We start from the raw sequence: 24,826 nt of genomic DNA, 5'->3' as shown, positions 1-24,826 counted from the left end.
ACTATGAAAAAAGCACTTGTAGTTGATGATACTAAAAATATAAGAAAATTATTAAAAACATCATTAGAACTAAATGAATACATTGTCACTGAAGCTCTAAATGGATTAGAAGCATTAGAAATATTATCTAGAGAACCCTTTGATTTAATCTTTTTAGATATTAAAATGCCAACATTAAGTGGCACTGAAGTATTGAAAAGAATTCGGGAAGATGGAATATTTTCTACGGTAATAATTATGACAGCTTTCCCAACAGTTAAAAATGCTGTTGATTGTACTAAATTGGGAGCTGTTGAATATTTACTTAAGCCATTTACTACAGACAAAATTAATTCACTAATCTATAGATTAAATAATCTTACTGAAGACACAAAAATTCTTGAAAATATAATAAAGGGAGTATCAAAGTTAATGTATCTAAAAAAATATGACGATTCAATACTTCTATTAAATAAAGCATTATCTATAGATGCAACTAATTCTAATATATATAAACTTCTTTCAGAATGTTATGAAGGTCTAGGTGATAACGCTAATAGAGATAAATTTTTAAATTGCTATACCACCTTTAAGAAGTAGTTGCTATAAAATTACAATACCTACTTATTTAATAACTATTGTGCAAATTCGCTATAATTATGTAGTTAGTTTAATTTATATGTATACTCTTTTATTCAATAGACTTATAATTTTTTACCTATTCTATTATTTATATTCCCTCTAGTGTTTCACTTTCTTCTTAACTTTTTTAATAATATCCATGGATGTAAAAAAAAGAGTAAATACAAAGTATTTACTCTTTAATATTAAAACTATTGATACCCACCGTGCCGTATTAATGATGTATTTGAACCCTGTCTACCAGGGGTGGAATCGCCTCACTACTTCTGGTACCGACTATAAAATAGTCAGTCAACACTCCATAATGAGAACATCAGCCACAACGTTTAAATGTTGGCTCAACATAAACCATTTCCACGCACACAGCAGAATATTCTTTAGTATTATTATATAGCAATTGTAATTAAATTGCAATTGTAAAATAAATATTAATCACTAAGTATCAATAGTTTTATGAAGTTATTATGTCCATATAACTTATTATTATTCTCTATAATAATAAAATCTTCTATTAAATTATTTTTCTACTTTACTAACTTCTATTCCTAAGTCAATTAATTGCTTTTTATCAACTACATTAGGTGCTTCACTCATTGGACAATAAGCATTTTGATTTTTAGGGAAGGTAATAACGTCTTTTATGTTATCAGTTCCTGCAAGGAACATTACCATTCTATCTAAACCATATGCAAGTCCGCCATGTGGTGGTGGTCCATATTTGAATGCCTCTAATAAGAATCCAAATCTTTCCCACGCACTTTCATCAGTAAAGCCTAGAAGATTAAATATTCTTTGTTGAAGGTTTGTATCATGAATTCTTATACTTCCTCCACCAAGTTCTTCTCCATTTAATACTATATCATAAGCCTTAGCACGAGCTCTTCCTGGATCTGTTTCTAGAAGTTGTAAATCTTCATCCATAGGTGCTGTGAATGGATGGTGAAGAGCTACGAATCGCTTCTCTTCTTCGTCATATTCAAACATTGGGAATTCAGTAATCCATACAAAGTTAAAGTCTTTGTTTCCTTCTAAGATTCCAAGTTCCTTAGCAAGTTCTAATCTTAAAGCTCCAAGAGATTGAAGTACTACACTATCAACATCTGCAACTATTAAAACTAAATCTCCTACTTCTGCTCCAGCAGCACTTAGCAATTTAGCCATATCTTCTTCTGAGAAGAATTTAGCTATTGGAGATTTTATTTCTCCTTCTTTATAAGCTATCCAAGCAAGACCTTTTGCTTTATAAGTTTTAACAAACTCACCTAGTTTATCAATTTTCTTTCTACCCATGTCTGCACAGTTTTTAGCTACAATAGCTCTTACTGAACCACCATTTTCAATGGCTCCTTTAAACACAGCAAAATCTGTACCTCTTACTGCTTCAGTAATATTTTGTATCTCCATACCAAATCTTAAATCTGGCTTGTCACTACCATATTTATTCATAGCTTCTGCATAAGGCATTCTCTTTATTGGAAGTTGTACATCTACATCTATAACTTCTTTAAATACTCTTTTTAAAAGACCTTCATTTAGGGCTATGATATCCTCCATTTCAACAAAGCTCATCTCTAAATCTATTTGCGTAAATTCTGGTTGTCTATTAGCTCTTAAGTCTTCATCTCTAAAACATTTAACAATTTGAAAATACTTGTCATATCCAGAAACCATTAATAATTGTTTAAATATTTGTGGAGATTGAGGTAATGCATAAAACATTCCTGGGTAATTTCTACTAGGCACTAAGTAATCTCTAGCTCCTTCTGGAGTGCTCTTAGTAAGCATTGGTGTTTCCATTTCTAAGAATCCATTTTCATCTAGATAATCTCTTACTACTTTTCCAGCTTTATGTCTAATCATTAATATTTTTTGCATATCTGGTCTTCTAAGATCTAAATATCTATATTTTAGTCTTATGTTTTCACCAGCATCTAAGTTTTCTTTAATATATATAGGTGGAGTTTCTGATTCTGAAAGTATTTTAATATTCTCTCCTTTAAGCTCTACCATTCCTGTTGGTAAATTTTTATTAGGAGATTCTCTTTTTATAACCTCTCCAGTAACAGCTATGCAGTACTCAGATTTAACTAAATCAGCTTTTTCAAAGGCTTCTTTATTTATTTCTTCACCAAATACAACTTGTAACAATCCAGTTCTGTCTCTTAAATCTACAAAAACTAAACTTCCTAAATTTCTTTTTCTTTGGACCCAACCCATAACAGTGATTTTTTCAGAGATATTTGATTCTCTTACTTCACCACACATAATGGTTCTTTTAAGTCCATTAAGTGATTCTCCCATTTAAATTCCTCCTATTTACTTATTAAGTCTAAAATATATTATAATATCATTACCCAAATGAATATTTCTTTAAAACCTATGTACATAATTGTTTTAATATAGAGTATTGAGTAATTCTATCTTTCTAGCTATCATCTCGTCTATTCTACTATTATACTCTTTTACATCCTTAACATTTGCAAATCTCTCTATTCGATTCTCATCTAGGAAAACAACCTTTGAAACTCCATCTGCTCCAAGAGCAATAATAGTTTGCTTTTCCTCTATCATCTGAATATTATATATACATATTTTTTCATCTCTACAATAGCCTACATTCTCCATGTTACCTACCATATTTTTTTGTCTATACATATAATACGGTTTCATATTTAAATCTAAAGAAAGATTTTTTGTAGCTTCATACATAGCATTTAACTCATGTTGATTAGGAATAGTAAACTTTCCCTTATTAACTAGATTTTCATGTAGTCTAGAGCCTCTTTTAATAGACATACCATGTATAGTTATGCTATCTGGATTTAGTTTAAGTATTTCTTCACAACTTCTATTTATATGACTTAGCTCTTCTCCTGGGAGACCAACTATCATATCCATATTTATATTATCAAAGCCTAGACTTCGTGCTAGATTAAAGCAGTTTTCTACATCCTTACTACTATGATTTCTACCAATGTTTTTTAAAGTATCATCATTCATACTTTGAGGATTTATACTAATCCTATGAACCTTATATTTTTTCATAGATTGAAGTTTTCTTTCTGTTATACTATCTACTCTTCCACATTCTACAGTAAATTCTTTAACACCCTTACCTTCAACAAAGCACTTATATATCTTATTCATTATATCTTCAAACTCTTCATCATTTACAGAAGTAGGAGTACCTCCTCCAAAATAGACACTTTCAATAGTTAAATTCTTTTCAGATACATATTTACTTATAGCTTTTATTTCCTTGGTAATAGCATTAAGATAGTCTTTAACTAAAGCTGACTTTCCCCCTATAGGATTTGAGGTAAAAGAACAATAAACACATCTAGTTGGACAAAAGGGCATACCCACATATATACTTATAGTATCTTTATCTTTGTTAACTACACTTTTTTCGTACTTAGCTACATCAATACAAAGTTTTGTCTTCTCCTTGCTAGTTTCATGTCTATCCTTAAATTCTTTTATTACCTCCTCTTCACTATATCCTTTTTCTAAAAGATCTAGTGCTTTTTTAGAAGGCCTTATCCCAACTAAAGTTCCCCATGGAAGAACTTTGCCAGTAATATTTCTAAGATATATGAATAAGGACTTTTTAACTTCCTCAGAAAGCTTATAATTTCTATTAATTTCATAATTAAAGAATCCTTCTGTTCCTCCAATTATAATACTTCCCGTTTCTTCATCTATATCTATAGATAAGTCAAATTCCTCATTTACAAATTCTATATTAATAAAACTATAAAATAGATTTATCATAAGAAAGACATCATATCTAAAATTCATATTGCTTAGCTTTACTTTTATAGACTTCATATCCTTTATCATATTTATCAAATCCTTATTTCAAATTACCTTCTTATAACCCAATATACAGTTTAATTTTACCTATAGAAATGGGTTTTCCATTCTTTCTTGGCCTATGGTACTACTTGGTCCATGACCTGGGTGAACTGCCACACTATCACTAAGAGGCATTAAATTATTTTTTATACTTGTTATAAGCTCATTGTGGTCTCCACCAGCTAAATCACTTCTGCCAACAGATCCCTTGAATAGAGTATCTCCAGTAAACACATTTCCATCTACTAAAAGACTTATTCCTCCTGGTGTATGTCCTGGTGTTGCTAAAACTTCTATTTTATAATTACCAAACTTTAATATATCACCATGTTTTAATAAAAGGTCTGCTCCACCTTCAATAAGTGGTCCATAATACATTATATTATTTAAAATCATATCATTATCTTCTTTAGCCATAGCTACAGTTGCTCCTGTTTCAGCCTTTAATCCATCTACCCCTGTAGTATGATCAAAGTGACCATGGGTTAATATGATATATTTAGCCTTAGCTTCTAGTTGATTAAGAGCTTTACATACATCATCTATATCTCCACCCGGGTCTAAAACTACAGCCTCCTTTGTTTCTTCATCAAATAATATATAACAGTTGGCAGCATAAACTCCTGCCATCATTCTTTTTATAATCATAGTATCACCTCAAAATGCCATATATTTCTTAAAATTTTAAAAATCCTTCTTACTCTCTAATAAAAGTGTTACTGGTCCATCATTTATAATTTCAACCTTCATATCAGCTCCGAATTCCCCTGTTTGAAGATTAGGTATTTCTTTTTTAAAGGCTTCAACTAGCTCATTATATAATTCTCTAGCAACATCTCCACCTTGTGCCTTCATAAAATCAGGTCTCTTTCCCTTTCTACAATCACCATATAGAGTAAATTGAGATATTATTAATAGCTCCCCCTCTATATCTTGAAGTGAAAAGTTCATTCTCTCATCTTCATCTTCAAAAATTCTCATTCCAAGAACTTTTCTTACTATATAATCTATATCTTCTTTAGTATCTTCCTTACTTATTCCCACAAGTAAGTTAATTCCTTTTCCTATTTCACTAATAACTTTATTATCTACTTCAACCTTTGAAGATTTAACTCTTTGTACTACAGCTCTCATATTAAGCACTCCTTTTTACTGTTTCTTTCTATAGACATCCTTAACATCCTTGATTTTCTTAAGTTTAGTTTGAATATCCTTTAAATGCTCTATACTAGAAATATTTATTTTTAGGCTTACAACTGCTATATTTTTTTTATTTGTTACAGCACTTATTGATAAAATATTAGCTTTTACAAGCCCTAGTATCTCTATAATATCTGTAAGAAGACCTAATCTATCCTCAGCTATTACTTCTATGTCAGCAATATATTTATCTTTATTTTCTTTTCCCCAAGCCACTTCAACTATTTTGTGACTTTCTTTTTCCTGTAAGTTAATTACATTCTTACAGTCACTTCTATGAATAGATACACCCTTGCCTCTTGTAATATATCCAATAATATCATCTCCATATACAGGACTACAACATTTTGCAAATCTTACTTGAATATTAGACATATCCTTAACTGTAACTCCAGAATAAGTATTATTCTTTTGTTTTTTACTTTTTTCCTCATGAATTAGCCTTAATTCCTCAAGTTTTAACTGCTTAGAGTTCTCTTTATCATAAGCATCCTTTAGCTTGCTTATCATATTATTAGGGTTTATGTCTCCAATGCCTACACCATGGTATAAATCATCCATGTTCTTTAGGTTATATCTTCTAATAATTTTCTCAATAATGTCCTCATTAATTACTTGAGAAAATATACAATTTTGCTTCTTACACTCTTTATCTACTAATTCTTTTCCCTTTGCTATGGTCTCTTCTCTATTTGCCTTTTTAAACCAAAGTTTAATTTTACTCCTTGCTTGATTACTCTTAACTATATTAAGCCAATCTATGCTAGGTCCTTTTGAATTAGTAGCTGTAATTACCTCTACAATTTCCCCTGTTCTGAGCTTATAATCTAGAGGTACTATCTTCCCATTTACCTTACCTCCAACACACTTATGACCTACTGCAGTATGGATAGCATAGGCAAAGTCTATAGGTGTAGAGTCATTTGGTAAATTTATAACATCACCCTTTGGAGTAAAAACAAATACTTCATCTGAAAATAAATCTATCTTAAAGCCTTCCATAAATTCTTCAGCGTCAGAAGTCTCTCCTTGCCATTCTAGCATTTCTCTAAGCCAATATAGCTTTGAATCTAGAGATTTATCCTCATCTTGAACACTTTCTTTATATTTCCAGTGAGCTGCAATACCATATTCAGCAGTTCTGTGCATTTCAAAGGTTCTAATTTGTATTTCAAAGGGTTTTCCGAAAGGTCCTATTACCGTTGAATGAAGTGACTGATACATATTAGGTTTAGGCATAGCAATATAGTCCTTAAATCTACCTGGTATAGGCTTATACATAGTATGTACTATTCCCAATGCAGCATAGCAATTTCCAATATCATCTACTAATATCCTCACTGCTGTAAGATCAAATATTTGATCTATGGTTTTACTACTTTTTATCATTTTTCTATAAATACTATAGAAGTGCTTTGGTCTACCTTCTATTTCTGCTGTAATTCCACCCATATTAAGATTTAATTTAAGTTGTGATATGATATGACTTATTTGCTCTTCTCTTTCATTTCTCTTATCTGAAATCAGCTTTACTAAGTCATAATATTCTGTTGGATTTAAGTATCTTAATGCTAAATCCTCTAGCTCCCACTTTATTTTTGATATACCTAATCTATGAGCTAATGGCGCATATATATCTAGAGTTTCCTTAGCCTTTTCCTTTTGTTTATTCTCTGGCATGTATTTTAACGTTCTCAAGTTATGTAATCTATCAGCCAATTTTATAAGTATTACTCTTATATCCTTAGCCATCGCAAGAAGCATTTTTCTAACATTATCTGCTTGTTGTTCTTCTTTTGACTTATATTTTATTTTACCTAGCTTAGATACCCCTTCTACTAAATCTGCCACTTCTATAGAAAAGATGTTACAAACATCTTCATATGTATATTCTGTATCTTCAATTACATCATGTAAAAGACCTGCCACTATGGTAGAGGTATCAAGTCCTAGTTCAGCCAAAATACAAGCTACTTCTAAAGGATGAATAATATAAGGCTCTCCTGACTCTCTTTTTTGTTCTTTATGGGCATTTACAGAAAATTCATAGGCCTTATTTACAAAATTGATATCTACATTGTGACAATTACTATTAATTTTTTCTATCAATTTATCAATCATTGTAATACACTCCTAAAATTAAAGGCTGGTTAATGAACCAGCCACCTATTTAAACTCAGTAATTATTATATACTATAACCCAAATTATTGCAATTTATGTTCAATTCTAAAATGGATAGTCTATAACAGACATAATATCATATTGTGCTATTTTTTCTCTACCTTTAAGTTCTGTTAGCTCTATTAAAAAGTCTATGGCTACAACTTCTCCACCTGATTCCTCAACAAGCTTTGCAACAGCAGCTACGGTTCCTCCTGTAGCAAGTAAATCATCAACAATTGCTACTCTCTGACCTTTTTTAATAGCATCCTTATGAATTTCTAACGCATCACTTCCATATTCTAAATCATAGGAAGTTTTAATAGTTTCATAGGGTAATTTACCAGGTTTTCTAACTGGTACAAAACCAGCTCCTAAAACATAAGCTACTGGTACTCCAAATAAAAACCCTCTAGCCTCTGGTCCTATTACTATATCAATTTTTTTATCCCTCAAATGATTGGCAATAACATCTATTGACTCTCTTAATGCCTCTCTATCTTGAAGTAAAGTAGTTACATCTTTAAAACTTATACCTTTTTTCGGAAAATCTTCTATTATTCTAACTTTATCCTTTAAATTCATTTTCTACTCCTCCTAAAGCCTTTACCCAAACACATCTTTACCATAATTAAATTATATATTAACCTTGATATTTAATGCAATACTTTAAAAAATATGTATATTTAAATGCTTATATATATTATTCTATTCTAAACTCATCATAACCTCTTTATATAAGTATTTTGATATTTGCTTTGCTCTATAACTATCATTAGTAGTAAAAAGTTCAACAATTATTCTTGCATTATCTAGCTTATTCTTGGAAATCATCTTTGGTAAGAGCTTTATAATACCTTCATCATAAAACTTCATTATACCACCATAATTCCGCTCATGTTCTCTTATCAACGCCCTAACTCCATAGTTATTAGTTTGTTTTAATTTCTTGCACCCTTCTTCTACAAAGTATTTATTCTCTTCTTCTATTTCTATCTCTGTTGTAATTATACCCATCATTACTAAATCCAAATACTTTTGTGTGCAACTTATCTTATAATAAGAAGCTATAACTTCTATGAATTTATATATAAGGGAACAAGCTGTAAAATCCTTAAAAGGATAATTACAATTTGTTTGATAGGTATTTATTGTTATACAATTATTATCCTCTACTATGTGATTATGATAATCCGTTACAATTATATCTATGTTGTTTTCCTTACAAAGTTGTATTTCTGCTTTAGATTTAACTCCACAACCAACTGTTATAATTAAATTTGCTCCAAGACATAATAAATTATTCTCTATATCTTCTTTATTTAAATTTCTATCATTTCTATATACACTGGGTATATAATACTCTACATCACTATTTACATATCGTAATACTAACATAAGAAGAGATATGGCACATACGCTATCAAAGTCATGATAGCCATATATAACTATCTTTTCTCTCTCATTGATAGCTTTCACAATTCTGTTTAATGCAATTTTCATATTTCCTAATAGAAACGGATCATTATCTTTCCTATTCATACTATACTCCATATGCGCTCCTCCAAATTAGTTCCATGAGTAGTTTTTTGATCCCTTATAATTTCATCATATATTTCAGTGATCACATTCTCCTTGAACAAAAAACTTCTAACTCCATATTACTTGTACATATTATGGAGTTTAAGAAATCTATTTATAGAAAACAAATATATTATAATTTAAAACTGACAATTTTACAAACAAATTATTATAAAAATGGCGAAAAACATGATAAAATGTTTTTCGCCATGAACTTTGTTTATATTATGCTACTACTTTAGCTTTCTTTTTTTGCTTTGCATTTTTAATTATTACCCATAGTGGTGAAGCTATAAATATTGAAGAATACGCTCCACAGGCAATTCCCACTATAAGTGGAAGTGAGAACTCTCTTATGGATGGTACTAGAACATAAACTGCCACTATAGTTATAAGTGTTGTTAAGGATGTATTTATACTTCTAGTCATAGTTTCTGTTATACTCATATTAGCAACCTCTGATTGATCCATCCTTCTGTTTCTCTTAACATTTTCTCTTATTCTATCAAAGATAACAATAGTATCATTAATAGAATATCCTACTATAGTCAAAATAGCTGCTATAAATGGTGAATTGGCTTGAATTCCAAATATAGCATAGAAAGAAAGTGTAATTAATACATCATGAAGTAAAGCTATAATAGATGCTGCTGCATAGCTAAATTCAAATCTAGCAGTAATATATATAAGCATAGCAATAGATGCAACTCCTAATGCTAACAATGCCTTTTTCTTTAATTCATTTCCAACAGTAGCTCCTATACTTTCCTTGCCAATAAGTGCACTATCTTCTAATGAATACTTTTCTTTTATTTCATCAATAAGAGCATTAGTTTTTTCTTCATTCAATACCCCTTCTTGAACAATAATTTGTATCTCTTTTCCTTCACTAGCTAATTTGGTAGAGTATTTATCTTTAGCATACTTATCAATAATAGTATTTACATCAGCCTTATTGAATTCTTTATTCATATCTAAAGTAATTAATGTACCACCCTTGAAATCTATACCATAATTTAAACCTTTAGTTGCTATAAATCCAACTCCAATAGCAATTATAATAATTGATATAGCAAACCATATTTTAGTCTTCTCTATTATTTTTAAACTAGTAAATTCATGTTTTTTTCCTTCTCTCACGCCAAAATATGATGGTTTATTTATCCAACCTGCATTTACAGCATTATTGAGTAGAAACTTTGTAACAAATAAGGCAGTAAATATACTTACAATAATACCTATAAGTAGCGTTACTGCAAATCCCTTAACAGAACCTGAACCTAGAAAATATAATACTAGTGCTGCAATAATTGTAGTTATGTTAGAGTCTAAAATTGACGATAATGCTCTACTATAACCAGCTTCAACAGAAGTCTTTATAGATTTACCTAATCTTAACTCTTCCTTAGTTCTTTCAAATATGAGAACATTAGCATCTACAGCCATACCAATGGTAAGAATTAACCCTGCTATACCTGCTAAAGTTAATACTACTCCAAATTGAGAGAATATTACAAGTAATAAACTTACATATAAAACTATAGCCACAGAAGCAATTATTCCTGGAACTCTATAGTATGCAACCATAAATAGTATTATACAAGCTATACCAATCATGGCTGCCTTTTTACTAAGGGATAATGCCTCAGCTCCAATAGTTGGTCCTACTGTTTTAACTGAAGTAGCTTCTATTTTTACTGGAAGAGCTCCCGAAGTTATGATACTAGCAATGGAATTTGCCTCTTCTAAAGAACTCATACCTTCAATAATTGCCTTTCCATCACTAATAACAGCATTAACTGTTGGATTAGTTAAAACTTCACCATCCATTTTTATAGCTATACTTTTATTTAAGAAAGTCTTAGTTGCTTCCGCAAATTTTGCAGTTCCATCTTCATTTAATTCAAGATTAACAACATACTTATTATCTTGAGATATATATGCTCCTGCTTCTTTAACCTCTTTACCAGTTAAAATTACTTTTCCATCTGGACCTTCAAAGGTTAATTCACCAGTTTTACCAATGGTATCTAAAACCTTATCTGTATCAAACTCTCCTGGTATTTCTATTCTAATTCTATTTTCGCCTTCTTGAGTTATAGGAATTTCGCTTACTCCATCTTTATTTATTCTCATAGAAATAAGTTCTATAGTTCTATCTATAACAGCTTGATCTACCTTCTCCTCCTTTATCTCCATTAAAAGAGAAGTTCCTCCTACTAAATCAAGCCCTTTATCAATACTACTTCCAAAGGTTTTGATTCTATAATTACCTAAATTCACCCCATAAAGACCAGCGTATGCAAAAAGACCTATTAATATTATTGCTATGATAACTACAATTCCACTTTTTCTATTTTTCCTCCTCATGGTTATCCCCTTCCTGTTTTCTAATTGTATTTTCTAATTGTCTATTTATTATTTATTTTACAGGTATTGTATGGATAAAATCAAGTACATATAACTTAATTTTCTGTATACTTCTTATTTTTTATCAAAATAAGGATAGAATTTTTAATTCTATCCTTTAAAACACAATTATTTATTCATTGTTTTCGCTTTTAAAGCAATAGCACACTCTATTCTCTTCTTTTGCATTTTACAACCTAATTCATATGGCACGTGAACATCACCATTAAAGTTAAAGTTGTTAGCTTGACATCCTCCACTACAGTAGAATCTTGCCCAGCAGTTTTTACATGTAGGTTTATTATATATATGAGCATCCTTAAGATTTTGAACTATAGAAAAGTCCTTAACCCCTTCATATATATCTCCCATAAGAAAGTCTTTATTCCCTACAAATTGATGACAAGGATATATTTCTCCATCAGGAGTAACTGCTACATACTCATGTCCAGCTCCACATCCTGAAATTCTCTTATAGATGCATGGACCTCCTTGTAAATCTATATTGAAGTGATAGAATTTAAAGGATTTTCCTGCTTCATATTTTTCAACCATATATTCATATAATTTATCATATTGTTCAAAAATTGTAGGAAGGTCCTCTTCTCTTAATGAAAGTTCATGGTCATCTGGAAGTACTACTGGTTCAATAGATACTTCATCAAAGCCTAGCTCCACCATATGCTTTACATCTTCAAAGAAATCTGTATTTTCTCTTGTAAAAGTACCTCTTACATAATAAGTCTTAGACTTATCTCTTATATCTACCATTTTCTTTATTTTAGGTAATATAGATTCATAGGTACCAGTTCCATCAAATCTTATTCTTACTTTATCATTGACTTCTTTTCTTCCATCTATACTTAAAATTATATTTCCCATGTTTTTATCAAGGTAGTCCATTATTTCATCATTTAAAAGAGTAGAGTTAGTAGTCATAGTAAATCTAATGTTTTTATTGTGAAGTTTTTCTTGTTCTCTACCGTAATCTACTATTTCCTTTATGATATCAAAGGCCATAAGTGGCTCTCCACCAAATAAGTCAATTTCTATATTTTTTCTTTTACCTGAGTTTTTTATAACAAAATCTATAGCGTCTTTACCGGTTTGTGCGCTCATGGTTTTTCTACAACCCTTATATTCTCCTTCATCGGCAAAACAATATTTGCACTTCAAATTACAATCATGAATTATATTAAGACAAAGGGCTTTAATGGCTACCTCTGCTTGTCCACTCATCATTGCTATATTTTCATATAAATCTTTAGAATAAAGCATTTCTTCATGAACTAAAGATTCTAATTCCTCATATACATCATCAATTTCTTCACTGGAGTATCTATCCTTATATATTTCTTTTAACTCGTCTTTAGTTTTAAGTTTATCTGAGTCTAACATGTCATATACAAGCTCATCTACTTCATGAACTGCACCTGAATTTACATCTATAACATAAAAATCATTGCCTTGTCTAAATTTGTGAATTAATTCCATTGTTTTTCCTCCTAACTAAACACAAAGCAGTAACTTTTTGTTACTGCCTTTAAAATGATTAGTTTTCACACTCTAAATTAGCTACTGTACAAGAAGTTTTGCAAGCTGATTGACATGAGTTAGCACACTCTTTACAACCTGGTTTTTTTAAACTTTCTTTAATGTTAGATTTGTTGATAGTTTTTATATGTTTCATTTTTATTCCTCCTAAAATTGATAATATCTATAGATTCACTCCTAGCATTCCTGACAATGATCCTGCTGCTAATGCTAAAATTAATCTAACTACGTCTTTTCCTCCTAATGCCAAGTCATTTCCAAAGCATAAGGATACTATATAAAGTATTAACATATAAAATACTGCTACTAGCAACCCCACAAGCCAACCTTTACTTCCCATTTTTAATGTAGCATATATAGCTCCATATACCACACTAGCCAATGTAGCTATAACTAAAAATACTGATGTGACTGCGTCACTAAATGGGAAATATGAAGTAACTAGTGAATATACTAAAACGCAAATTACTGTTAAAATTGATGCTCTTAGCACCCCTACTCCTATAGCGGAATAATTAAACTTTTTATACATACCCAAAACCCCCTTATATTAATAAATATGTTTATATAAGGGGTTTTATGATGATTATGCCTTTATTTCTTCTGGTTCATTAGCTGATTTTGTAACTGAAGCAATACCTAGTTTGCTCATTTTTATTCTTGCTCTATCTGGACCACTTTCTAAAATAATATATTCTTCTTGAATATTTATTATTCTTCCCATGATTCCACCTTTAGTCATAATCTCATCATTTATAGCTAAAGAATTCAACATATCATTGTATTGTTTCTTTCTTTTCTTTTCTGGCATGAAAATCATGAAGTAAAACAACACAAGTACAAGTACCATTGGAAGAAACGCCATTAAGTTTTGCATAATATCTCTCCTTTCACTAGTTATGTATATATTTAAAAAATAGATACCTAATTATTTTTTTCCCCACTCTGAAAGTCTTTGATTTTTAAATTCTTCAAAGTAATCCCCATCAATTGCATTTCTTATATCCTCCATTAATTTATTATAGAAATATAAGTTATGAAGCACACAAAGTCTCATTGCCAACATTTCCTTGGCTTTAAATAAGTGCCTTATGTATCCTCTTGTATAATGCCTACAAGTAGGACAATCACATCCTTCATCTATAGGTTTTTTATCTAATTCATATTTAGCATTCATGATGTTTATTTTACCATACTTAGTAAACACATGTCCATGCCTTCCATTTCTAGCTGGTAATACACAATCAAAGAAATCTACACCTCTTGAAACTGCCTCTAATATATTTTCTGGAGTACCAACTCCCATAAGATAAATTGGTTTATCCTCTGGAAGATATGGAACTACCGCATCAATAACTCTATACATGTCCTCATGACTTTCACCAACAGCCAATCCTCCAATTGCATATCCATCCAGGTCTAGTTTTCTAATGGTCTTAGCATGTTCTATTCTAATATCCTCGTAAACTCCACCTTGATTTATACCAAATAGCATTTGCTTTTTATTTATTGTATTAGGATCTGCATTTAATCTATCCATCTCTACTTTACATCTTTCAAGCCATCTAGTAGTTCTTGCTACAGATTTTTCTACATATTCTCTTGAAGATGGATTTGGAATACACTCATCAAAGGCCATAGCAATAGTTGAAGCTAGATTACTTTGAATTTGCATACTTTCTTCAGGTCCCATAAATATTTTCCTACCATCTATATGAGAGCTAAAGTATACACCCTCTTCTTTAATTTTTCTCATGCTTGCTAATGAGAACACTTGAAACCCACCTGAATCTGTAAGAATAGGTCTATCCCAATTCATAAATTCATGAAGTCCTCCCATTTTTTTAACTACTTCATCTCCTGGTCTTAAATGAAGATGATATGTATTTGACAATTCTACCTGACACCCAATTTCTTTTAAATCCATGGATGATACTGCTCCTTTTATTGCAGCCAAAGTTCCAACATTCATGAACACAGGGGTCTGTATTGTACCATGAGGAGTAACAAATTCCCCACGTCTAACTTTTCCACTCTTTTTAAGTAATTTATACACCTATTCATCGTCCTTCCTATTCATGGATAAACATAGCATCACCAAAACTAAAGAATCTATATTTGTTTTCTACTGCAATTTTATAAGCATTCATCACTATTTCCCTAGTTGAAAAAGCACTTATAAGCATTATTAAAGTAGATTCTGGCAAATGAAAATTAGTTATTATGGCATCTACTATTTTAAATTTATACCCTGGATATATGAATATACTAGTATATCCTGATTGTTCTTTAACTTGACCTTCTTCATTAGCTATACTTTCAAGGGTTCTATTTGATGTGGTTCCTACAGCTATAACTCTTTTCCCACTTCTTTTAGCATTATTTATTATTTCAGCGTTTTCCTTATCTAAAATATAATACTCAGAATGCATTTCATGATCTTGAATATCTTCAGCTTTTACTGGTCTAAAGGTTCCAAGTCCCACATGCAAAGTTACAAAAGCTATATTAATTCCCTTTTTTTTGATAGCTTGTAGTAACTCATCTGTAAAGTGTAGTCCTGCTGTAGGGGCTGCTGCAGAACCTACTTCCTTTGAGTAAACCGTTTGGTATCTTTCTCTATCTTCCAGTTTTTCTTCTATATATGGTGGCAATGGCATTTCGCCAAGTCTATCTAATACTTCTTCAAATATACCATTATAGTAAAACTTTACTTTTCTATTTCCATTGTCTAAAACTTCTACTACCTCGGCTTTTAGTTCTCCATTTCCAAATACAAATTTAGCTCCAACTTTTCCTCTTTTACCAGGCTTAACTAAGGTTTCCCATATATCGTCTTCATGCCTATTTAAAAGCAAAAACTCCATTTTACCACCGGAGCCTTCCTTAGCTCCATAAAGTCTAGCCGGCATAACTCTTGTATCATTTAATACAAGACAATCTCCTGGATTTAAATACTCTATAATATCTTTAAACACTTTATGTTCTACTTCACCACTTTTTTTATTTAGAACCATAAGCCTTGATTCATCTCTTTTTTTTAAAGGATGCTGGGCTATTAATTCCTTTGGTAAATCAAAATAAAAATCCTTTACTTTCAAAGTCTATACACTTCCCTATTCTATCTATATGTTTATTTCTATAATATATGATCTGGAATAATCCTTCCTAAATGTTCATAGGCTTTCTTTGCCGCCATTCTACCTCTTGGAGTTCTTACAATAAACCCCTTTTGTATCAGGTATGGTTCATATACATCCTCAATGGTACTGACTTCTTCACCTATAAAATAAGCTAGTGTCTCAACTCCAACGGGTCCCCCATTAAAGTTATCCACTATAGCTTCTAATATCTTATTATCTAATCTATCAAAGCCTTCTCTATCCACTTCTAAAAGTTCAGCTGCTTGCTCCACCATGTTAATATCAATTACATTTATACCTTTAACCATAGAGTAATCTCTAACTCTTTTTAGTAACCTATTAGCTATCCTTGGTGTTCCTCTAGATCTCATTCCCAGACTAAAGGCACCTTCCTTATCAATTTCAACTCCTAATATTTCAGAAGACCTTAAAACAATTTCTTTAAGCTCGTCATCATTATAATATTCCATTGAACATAGTACTCCAAATCTATCTCTTAAAGGTGCAGTCAAAAGTCCTACCCTTGTAGTTGCTCCTATGAGAGTAAATTTAGGTAAATCTAGTCTTATAGATTTTGCTGATGCCCCCTTACCAATAACAATATCTAAAGCGAAATCTTCCATGGCTGGATATAAAATTTCTTCTACAGACCTATTCAATCTATGAATTTCATCTATGAATAATACATCATTGGTATTTAGATTAGTTAACAATGCTGCTAAATCTCCAGCTCTCTCTATAGCAGGACCAGATGTAATTTTTAAATTTCCACCCATTTCTTTTGCTACTATGTTAGCTAATGTAGTTTTACCAAGGCCTGGTGGTCCATATAATAATAAATGGTCTAAGGGTTCTTTTCTCATCTTTGCAGCTTTTAAAAATATATCTAACTTATTTTTAACTTTTTCTTGTCCTATATATTCCTTAAGTCGCTGAGGTCTTAAGGAATATTCTACTTCTATATCTTCCTCAATAATATTAGATGTAATAACTCTATCTTCCATAATCCCCCTCCTTAACTAAAAACCCTTAATAAGGTTATTATCCCATTAAAATTTTCAAACATTCCTTTATAATATCTTCAACACTATTACTTCTATTAGCTTTTTCTATTGCTTTTTCTGCCTCTTTATCTGAGTATCCAAGAGCTATAAGTGCCCCCACTGCTTCTGATAGTTTTTCATTATCTATGTCAATATCACTAATAGTAGTTCCCTTTGGCATGGCGCCTCCTACGGTTATCTTATCCTTAAGTTCTAATATGATCCTTTGAGCAGTTTTCTTACCAATGCCCGGTGCCTTAGTTATTAATTTATCATCATCGGTAATTATAGCATACTTTAATGTAGAAACATTGGCAATAGACATGAGTGATAGTGCCGCCTTAGGTCCTACACCATTAATGGAAATAAGAAGATTAAACATGGATATTTCATCTTTAGTTAAAAAACCATAAAGTCCAATGAAATCTTCTCTTACAATTTGATGAGTATAAATCTTTATTTGTTGATCTATAGCTGGCATATTAGAAATTGTACTACCTGATGTGAAAATTTTATATCCAATATTACCACATTCTATAACTATATATTCCTTTTCTATAGACTTAAAAATTCCTTTTATATATTCATACATGCTTTGTCACCTATCTTTTTTATTTAACCATTTGTTAATTCTTCATTACTATATAGTCATCATCTGCAAATTTAGACCTATAATCTATTATATACCTATATGTATTGATATTAAACTTCACTAATTAATTATATTACCTTACAATCGTAACTATATTATACTTTACCATCTACAATATAACAATTCAATAAAAACTATTTTAAACTTATTTCAAATTAAATTTATACCATTTCTACAATTTCTCATGAAAAAAGAGTGTTTCAAAATTCCTTTTGAAACACTCCCTTTCTGACACTATGTGCTACAAAGAGCCTGAGCATATTCCATAGCCTCTTGTATATTGGAAAACTGATAATCTTTATGTCCTTCGTAGAATGTCCTCAAAAGATTACCTCTGTTCTCTATGTCGTTAATTTTTAAATACGACTGTCCATTATCATCTTTAGGATTCAATATCTTCTCTTCTACTACTTTTATTGTTCCATTAGAATCCTTATTATAAATAACAATATTTTCATCCTTTATTCCTATAAAATAAGAATCTTCTTTGTAGGAATATCCTTCTATGTCCTTTACAAATATAATATCTTCTTTTGTGAATTTTTCTACCTTGTATCCAAAACTAGAAAATATCTTTTCAGCCTGCTCCTGATTAAGACCAATCAAATTATCTTTTTCTACATTTATAGTTTTATCTAATTTATCATTAATCTTTACCTTACCTAAAGAGTTTTTATAGTTTAACATGAACTCTATATTACTTTTATCTGAAATTAATACATCATTCATATTTAAAAAGCTTGCTTGAGATGCTTCGCCTAAAATTCCAGCTCCTCCATCTTTTGAACTTCTTAAGAATGCTATACTTACAGTATAGCTAAGTAAAAAAACTATTATTCCTACAGAGGCTATAAAAATATATAATCCTTTATTTTTTTTATATCTTTCAATCATACAATCCCTCCTACTAGGAATTGTATCCAGCTTTGATATGTTTATACACTATTGCTTACAAAAATTTATAAATTATACATCTCCATTCTTCTTCCATTAAAGAGTATATGGAATTAGCCTAAAAATATACACAGATATTTAAATTCAAGTCACAGTTATTTAAATTCATGTCACAATTATTTAATTATATATCACAGTTATTTATTTACATATCACACTGTTCAACTTCTATTGCAAAATTCTTACAACTTTCACAGATGATAATAGATACTATATAACTTTCATCAATTTTTTTCATTCTCTCTAATTTGGAATAAGTAGTGGTTTCAAACTCATTACTTATATTACTAATTATATATTTTCCTTCTTTAGTAAAAATATAAAAATGATACTCTAAATATCTATAATGTTTTTTATCTATAACTTCACTATTTCCACATGCTTCACAGTTATCAGCATAATATTCATAGTCAAATTCTACTTTTTCTTTACCTTCTTCTAAAATTTCTAATGCTTTTTCTATGGTAAAATCTTGTACTTCCTCAGCTTCAATATAAGAAAGGTTATCTTCTGATAAAATAAACTCTTCATCCTTATGTTTAAATTTAAAATTATTCATATTATTTCTCCTCAATTCTTCAATTTGTTCCAAAATATCATACTATTATTATATATTATTTAAAACTATTTAAACAGTTTTATTCATAATATAAAACCTCTTATATTTTTAGTCCATAGAACTAACCAATGAAAATCTGAATTTTTAAAATTTCCATCTTGCTTTTTTAACACTAATTTCTCCTGTCAGCATATTCTATTATTAAATTAGGATAAGTTAGTAGGAGGCTACAAATGATTGAATTAACCGCAATACACTATATATATTTAATTTTTATTATATTAATTTTAATAGCAATGATAAAAAAATTAGACTGTTCCCTTATTTGCATTGTTGGAGTAGTATTAATTGCATTAATTAGCACTAAATCTATTCCTGCATCTCTAATTAGTATTTTTAATAGTTTTATCTACTCAATTACGGAATTACTGCCAACAATACTTATAATATCTATAATTGCTGGATTAAGTAAAGCATTATCCTATACTGGCATAAGTAAAGTTATGATAGAACCCTTTAGTAAGTTTATGAAAAATGATTTTATAGCCTTTTGGGGTATAGGTATAATAATGATGATTATTTCTTATTTCTTTTGGCCATCTCCAGCCGTTGCACTAGTTGGAGCTGTATTAGTTCCTGTTGCTATCAAATCTGGTCTCCCTGCCATAGGTGCTGCCATAGCTATGAATCTTTTCGGTCATGGTATTGCATTGTCTACAGACTTTGTAATTCAAGCTGCTCCAAAATTAACTGCGGATGCTGCTGGTATTCCTGTATCTGAAGTAGTTAAAGCTAGTATTCCTCTAATAATTATTATGGGAATTGTCACTACTGTTACAGCCTTTATCATGCTAAAGAAAGATATTAAAAATGGAACCCTTGAAAATCTCACCTACACTGAATATTCAGAAGAGGTTCAGTCTACAGATGAATCTCTTTTAAGCAAAGGATGGAAATCTTTTTTTGCAATATTAATTCCTCTTCTCTTTTCTATTGATGTATTTTTGATGGTTTCTTTAAACTTAAAAGGTGGAGATGCTACAGCACTAATCGGTGGTACAACCTTAATTATACTCATATTGATATCTATAAAATCTTATAAAAAGGCTTCTCTTGATAAAATCACTAGATATCTTGTAGAAGGTTTCCAATTTGGCTTTAAAGTTTTTGGAATAGTAGTTCCAATTGCTGCCTTTTTCTATGTAGGGGGTGATGGATTTACAGCTATTATAGGTAACTATTTACCTACTGGCTCCTTAGGTATAGTAAACGACTTAGGTTTTGCCCTTTCTAAGGCAGTTCCACTAAACAATTTTTTAAGTGCTTTTGGTGTAACTACTGTAGGTGCAATCACTGGACTAGATGGTTCTGGATTTTCCGGTATAGCTCTAGCCGGTTCCACTGCAAATTTATTTGGAACAGCCACTGGTGGAAATGTGGCTACTTTAACCGCTCTTGGACAATTAGGTGCTATTTGGGTAGGTGGAGGCACATTAATACCTTGGGCAATTATCCCCGTTTCTGCTATATGCAAGGTATCCCCTTTTGAGCTTGCAAAGCGCAACTTTAAACCAGTAGTTTTAGGTTTAATTGTTACTACCATAGTGGCCCTATTCTTCTTGTAATGTATAATTTAACTAAACTTCATAGAGAGGTTTACTCTCACTGAAGTTTAGTTGAGTTTAATTTTCTATATTACAACACAATATCTAAAATTAAAATAAGTTAATGTTTTAAATATATATTTTTTTATTTTTCATTGACACATTTGTAACTATATCGTATTATATGAATATAGTGATATGGAGGTGTATAAAACATGACTAAGAATGACACATTTTTAACTAACCCAAAACTTTTTGAAGAAAAAGCAAATATTTTAAAGGCATTAGCCCACCCCGTAAGACTATGCATTGTTAAAGGTCTCATTGAAACTGGTGGAAGCAATGTTACCAATATGCAAAATTGCTTAAATATGCCTCAATCAACTATATCGCAGCACATTGGAAAGCTAAAAACTTTTGGCATTATAGACTGGCAGCGTAACGGTCTTGAAATTATATATAGTGTTAGTGATGAGAATATAAAAAAGTTAATAGAAGTATTATTTTAACTATTAAGAAGTCAAAATTCTTTAGACTTCTTTTTTATAAATATTTTACATCGTATTATTATTATATATAAATATTAAGATTTAATTGTTCCTGAGTATTGTAAAGGTTATATTGTTTATACTATTTGTATTGTTTAATATTGAAAGGAGATTTTATTATGAGTAAAAAAGTTATTATCGTTGGTGGAGTTGCTGGTGGGGCTTCTACTGCTGCACGTTTAAAAAGACTAGATGAATCTTTAGAAATAATTATGTTTGAAAAAGGGGAATATATTTCTTTTGCCAATTGCGGACTTCCTTATTATATAGGTGAAACTATAAAGGAAAGGGATAATCTCCTAGTGCAAACAGTAGAAGGCATGAGTTCTAGATTTAACATTGACATAAGAAACTTTAGTGAAGTTATTAAAATTGATAAGGATGCAAAAAAAGTTACTGTAAAAAATCATAGTTCTTCTCAAGTTTATGAAGAAAGTTATGATGTATTAGTTTTATCACCGGGTGCTGGTCCAATAACCCCACCTATTCCCGGCCTTAAAGAAGCAACCAATTTATTTACTCTTAGAAATATACCAGATACAGATAAGATTAAAGCCTTTGTTGATAATAACTCTCCAAAGGAAGCTGTAATTGTTGGTGGTGGCTTTATAGGTCTTGAAATGGCTGAAAACCTTAATGAAAGAGGAGTTTCTGTAACTCTTGTAGAGATGGCAGATCAAGTAATGGCTCCTCTAGATTACGAAATGGCAGCAATAGTTCATGAACATCTACTTCAAAATGGAGTTAATTTAATTCTTAAAGATGGAGTTAAATCCTTTGAAAACCGTGGTAAAAAAGTAGTTTTAAATAGTGGTAAAGAAATTGTAACAGACATGATTGTTTTATCAATAGGAGTTTCTCCTGAAAGTAAGATTGCCATAGATGCTGGTCTAGAAGTTAACAATAGAAAAGCAATTGTTGTAAATAAAGAAATGAAAACTTCTGATGAAAACATCTACGCTCTTGGTGATGCTGTAGAAGTAATTGATTATATAAATGGTAATCCAACTATGATTCCACTTGCATGGCCAGCTAATAGACAAGGGCATGTTGTAGCTGATAATATCTGTGGTAAAAAAGCTGAATATAATGGTACTTTAGGTTCTTCTGTAGCAAAGGTATTTTCACTAACTGTTGCAACTACAGGCAATAATGAAAAAACTTTAAAAAGACTTAACTTAGAGTATAAGGCAATCCATTTACATCCAAATTCCCATGCTGGTTACTATCCTGGTGCCTTCCCTATCTCTCTTAAAGTTTTATTCAATCCAAAGGATGGAAAACTATTAGGAGCACAGGGTGTAGGTTTAGATGGCGTAGAAAAGCGTATCGATGTTATAGCTACTGCTATAAAAGGTGATCTAAAGGTTACAGATTTACCTGAGTTAGAATTATGCTACGCTCCACCATATTCTTCTGCAAAAGACCCTGTTAATATGGCTGGATATATAGGAACTAATATAATGGATAATTTAGTTTCTATAGTTCAATGGGATGAAGTTGATAATTTAATAGCTAACAATGAATTTATCCTAGATGTACGAGAAGAGATGGAGTTTGAAGTTGGTCATATAGAAAATGCTATAAATATTCCTCTAGGTACCCTTAGAAATAATTTAAATAAAATACCAAAGGACAAAACAATCTATGTTTATTGTCAAGTAGGTCTTCGTGGATATATCGGCTGTAGAATACTTTCTCAATATGGATTTAATTGTGTGAACTTAGATGGTGGTTATAAAACTTATGCTACCGTTAAATCTTCTTTAAATAATAAAGATACTCAATCTAAATTAAATAATAATACTGAAGACTGTACTTGTGAAACTAGTACTTCTTCTAATATAGAAGATTCTAGTAAAGTTACTGTAAGTCTTGATGCTTGTGGACTTCAATGTCCAGGTCCTATTAGAAGAGTTTTTGAGGAAATTGGCAAAATGAAGGATGGAGATATCTTAGAAGTTAAAGCTTCTGATCCAGGTTTCCAAAAGGACATCAATAGTTGGTGTAGTAAAACAGGAAATACCCTTGTAAAAGGTGAATTTGATAAAAAAGAAAAAGCCTTTGTAGCATTAATCAAAAAAGGTACCTCTCAAGATCTAACAAGTAGCTCATCGCCTATTAGTTGTGATATTTCTAAAAAGGATGGTGCAACCCTTGTAGTTTTCAGTGGTGACCTTGATAAAGCTATAGCTTCCTTCATCATAGCTACTGGTGCAGCATCCATGGGAAAACCAGTTACCATGTTCTTTACTTTCTGGGGACTTAATATCTTAAAAAGAAAAGATAAGCCTTCTGTTAAAAAGGATACCATGGAAAAAATGTTTGATATGATGCTTCCAAGCAGCACTGGAAAGCTTCCATTATCTAAAATGAATATGGCTGGTATGGGCCCTGCTATGATTAAAAACATTATGGCTAAAAATAATGTAGATGACCTTGATACTTTAATTGCTAATGCTCTTAAAATGGGAGTTAAAATCATTGCTTGTGCTATGTCTATGGATTTAATGGGTATTAAACATGAAGAATTAATTCCTGAAGTTGAGGTTGGTGGAGTTGCAACGTATTTAGCTTCCACAGAAGATGCTGGACTTAACTTATTTATCTAATGTATAACTCATATATTTGTCTACCTCTAGATGAATAGTTCCTTAATTAAAACTTTATGTTTCTATTTAAGTAAATGACTATCTCTTTATTGAGATAGTCATTTACTTATTCAAAATAACCTATACCTTACGTAAATATATTAAGCTATTCTTTTTCCTTAGGAGATTTAATTCCTGCCTTTGAAGATATATGATCTTTTACATTTCCAGTCTTAGGGTTACTTGGAGTATGTTCATGCTTTTTATGATTTTTAGCCATTTTTAATACCTCCCATATAATTTTATTGTCAATATTATTATGTGTCCAAACATTCAATCTATACCTTT

At 30.6% G+C, this 24,826-nt stretch carries 22 protein-coding genes and 1 other RNA gene; 4 read left to right on the top strand and 19 right to left on the bottom strand.

Annotated features, from left to right (window positions below; translation table 11 throughout):
• Positions 1-3 precede the first annotated feature (3 nt).
• On the top strand, positions 4-579 hold the full coding sequence (locus tag B2P65_RS02885) for a response regulator (protein WP_346848662.1): 576 nt from the start codon (positions 4-6) through the stop codon (positions 577-579).
• Between the two features lie 237 nt (positions 580-816).
• Here B2P65_RS02885 and ssrS read toward each other — a convergent pair.
• The 19 genes from ssrS to B2P65_RS02790 form a co-directional block, all read right to left on the bottom strand.
• A non-coding RNA gene (ssrS, locus tag B2P65_RS02880) (6S RNA) lies at positions 817-996 on the bottom strand.
• A gap of 141 nt (positions 997-1,137) precedes the next feature.
• Positions 1,138-2,922: an aspartate--tRNA ligase gene (aspS, locus tag B2P65_RS02875; protein ID WP_346879550.1), complete on the bottom strand. Its 1,785-nt coding sequence runs from the start codon at positions 2,920-2,922 to the stop codon at positions 1,138-1,140.
• A 93-nt stretch (positions 2,923-3,015) separates the two neighbouring features.
• Positions 3,016-4,464 (bottom strand): coproporphyrinogen III oxidase, encoded by a 1,449-nt coding sequence (locus tag B2P65_RS02870; protein ID WP_346878562.1) that lies wholly within the window; start codon positions 4,462-4,464, stop codon positions 3,016-3,018.
• Positions 4,465-4,524: 60 nt separating this feature from the next.
• Entirely contained in the window at positions 4,525-5,127 is a 603-nt protein-coding gene (locus B2P65_RS02865; protein WP_346879549.1) for an MBL fold metallo-hydrolase, read from the bottom strand.
• 36 nt (positions 5,128-5,163) lie between these two features.
• A complete protein-coding gene (dtd, locus tag B2P65_RS02860) occupies positions 5,164-5,613 on the bottom strand; it encodes a D-aminoacyl-tRNA deacylase (RefSeq protein ID WP_346848658.1) in 450 nt (149 codons plus the stop codon).
• Between the two features lie 15 nt (positions 5,614-5,628).
• Positions 5,629-7,800, bottom strand: a complete 2,172-nt coding sequence (locus tag B2P65_RS02855) for a bifunctional (p)ppGpp synthetase/guanosine-3',5'-bis(diphosphate) 3'-pyrophosphohydrolase (protein ID WP_346848657.1) — start codon at positions 7,798-7,800, stop codon at positions 5,629-5,631.
• A gap of 106 nt (positions 7,801-7,906) precedes the next feature.
• The gene (locus B2P65_RS02850) at positions 7,907-8,425 is read right to left on the bottom strand and encodes an adenine phosphoribosyltransferase (protein ID WP_346877795.1); all 519 of its coding nucleotides are present in this window, start codon (positions 8,423-8,425) and stop codon (positions 7,907-7,909) included.
• 123 nt (positions 8,426-8,548) lie between these two features.
• Positions 8,549-9,394, bottom strand: coding sequence for a DHH family phosphoesterase (locus B2P65_RS02845; protein ID WP_035134475.1), 846 nt, complete (start codon positions 9,392-9,394; stop codon positions 8,549-8,551).
• A 252-nt stretch (positions 9,395-9,646) separates the two neighbouring features.
• Positions 9,647-11,791, bottom strand: coding sequence for a protein translocase subunit SecD (gene secD / locus B2P65_RS02840; RefSeq protein ID WP_346848656.1), 2,145 nt, complete (start codon positions 11,789-11,791; stop codon positions 9,647-9,649).
• Positions 11,792-11,959: 168 nt separating this feature from the next.
• Positions 11,960-13,324, bottom strand: coding sequence for a thioether cross-link-forming SCIFF peptide maturase (gene scfB / locus B2P65_RS02835; RefSeq protein WP_346848655.1), 1,365 nt, complete (start codon positions 13,322-13,324; stop codon positions 11,960-11,962).
• 58 nt (positions 13,325-13,382) lie between these two features.
• Positions 13,383-13,520 carry a six-cysteine ranthipeptide SCIFF gene (scfA, locus tag B2P65_RS02830; protein WP_035134469.1) on the bottom strand — a complete coding sequence of 46 codons (138 nt, stop codon included), beginning with the start codon at positions 13,518-13,520 and terminating at the stop codon, positions 13,383-13,385.
• A gap of 27 nt (positions 13,521-13,547) precedes the next feature.
• The gene (locus B2P65_RS02825) at positions 13,548-13,916 is read right to left on the bottom strand and encodes a TIGR04086 family membrane protein (RefSeq protein ID WP_035134467.1); all 369 of its coding nucleotides are present in this window, start codon (positions 13,914-13,916) and stop codon (positions 13,548-13,550) included.
• Positions 13,917-13,970: 54 nt separating this feature from the next.
• Positions 13,971-14,261, bottom strand: a complete 291-nt coding sequence (yajC, locus tag B2P65_RS02820; protein WP_346848654.1) for a preprotein translocase subunit YajC — start codon at positions 14,259-14,261, stop codon at positions 13,971-13,973.
• A gap of 51 nt (positions 14,262-14,312) precedes the next feature.
• Complete coding sequence (gene tgt / locus B2P65_RS02815; protein WP_346848653.1) at positions 14,313-15,440, bottom strand: tRNA guanosine(34) transglycosylase Tgt; 1,128 nt, start codon at positions 15,438-15,440, stop codon at positions 14,313-14,315.
• Between the two features lie 16 nt (positions 15,441-15,456).
• Positions 15,457-16,485, bottom strand: a complete 1,029-nt coding sequence (queA, locus tag B2P65_RS02810) for a tRNA preQ1(34) S-adenosylmethionine ribosyltransferase-isomerase QueA (RefSeq protein ID WP_346848652.1) — start codon at positions 16,483-16,485, stop codon at positions 15,457-15,459.
• A 38-nt stretch (positions 16,486-16,523) separates the two neighbouring features.
• Complete coding sequence (gene ruvB / locus B2P65_RS02805) at positions 16,524-17,531, bottom strand: Holliday junction branch migration DNA helicase RuvB (protein ID WP_346878561.1); 1,008 nt, start codon at positions 17,529-17,531, stop codon at positions 16,524-16,526.
• 37 nt (positions 17,532-17,568) lie between these two features.
• The gene (ruvA, locus tag B2P65_RS02800; protein ID WP_346848650.1) at positions 17,569-18,162 is read right to left on the bottom strand and encodes a Holliday junction branch migration protein RuvA; all 594 of its coding nucleotides are present in this window, start codon (positions 18,160-18,162) and stop codon (positions 17,569-17,571) included.
• A gap of 294 nt (positions 18,163-18,456) precedes the next feature.
• Positions 18,457-19,116 (bottom strand): hypothetical protein, encoded by a 660-nt coding sequence (locus B2P65_RS02795; protein ID WP_346848649.1) that lies wholly within the window; start codon positions 19,114-19,116, stop codon positions 18,457-18,459.
• A gap of 205 nt (positions 19,117-19,321) precedes the next feature.
• Positions 19,322-19,735, bottom strand: coding sequence for a DUF3785 family protein (locus B2P65_RS02790; RefSeq protein WP_346848648.1), 414 nt, complete (start codon positions 19,733-19,735; stop codon positions 19,322-19,324).
• A gap of 233 nt (positions 19,736-19,968) precedes the next feature.
• On the opposite strand from B2P65_RS02790, the gene B2P65_RS02785 reads away from it, so the two are divergent.
• The 3 genes from B2P65_RS02785 to B2P65_RS02775 all read left to right on the top strand — a co-directional run bounded on the left by B2P65_RS02785 (position 19,969) and on the right by B2P65_RS02775 (position 24,499).
• The gene (locus B2P65_RS02785; RefSeq protein WP_346879548.1) at positions 19,969-21,360 is read left to right on the top strand and encodes a hypothetical protein; all 1,392 of its coding nucleotides are present in this window, start codon (positions 19,969-19,971) and stop codon (positions 21,358-21,360) included.
• A gap of 194 nt (positions 21,361-21,554) precedes the next feature.
• Positions 21,555-21,848: a metalloregulator ArsR/SmtB family transcription factor gene (locus B2P65_RS02780; protein ID WP_346879547.1), complete on the top strand. Its 294-nt coding sequence runs from the start codon at positions 21,555-21,557 to the stop codon at positions 21,846-21,848.
• Positions 21,849-22,006: 158 nt separating this feature from the next.
• A complete protein-coding gene (locus B2P65_RS02775) occupies positions 22,007-24,499 on the top strand; it encodes a CoA-disulfide reductase (protein WP_346879546.1) in 2,493 nt (830 codons plus the stop codon).
• The last annotated feature ends 327 nt before the right edge of the window (positions 24,500-24,826 follow it).

The organism is Clostridium sp. UBA3061, assembly GCF_002367465.1.
In the GTDB taxonomy this organism is placed as follows: domain Bacteria; phylum Bacillota; class Clostridia; order Clostridiales; family Clostridiaceae; genus Clostridium_J; species Clostridium_J sulfidigenes.
The sequence above is the reverse complement of the archived record's forward strand: the minus strand, read 5'-3'. Positions and strand labels throughout refer to the sequence as shown.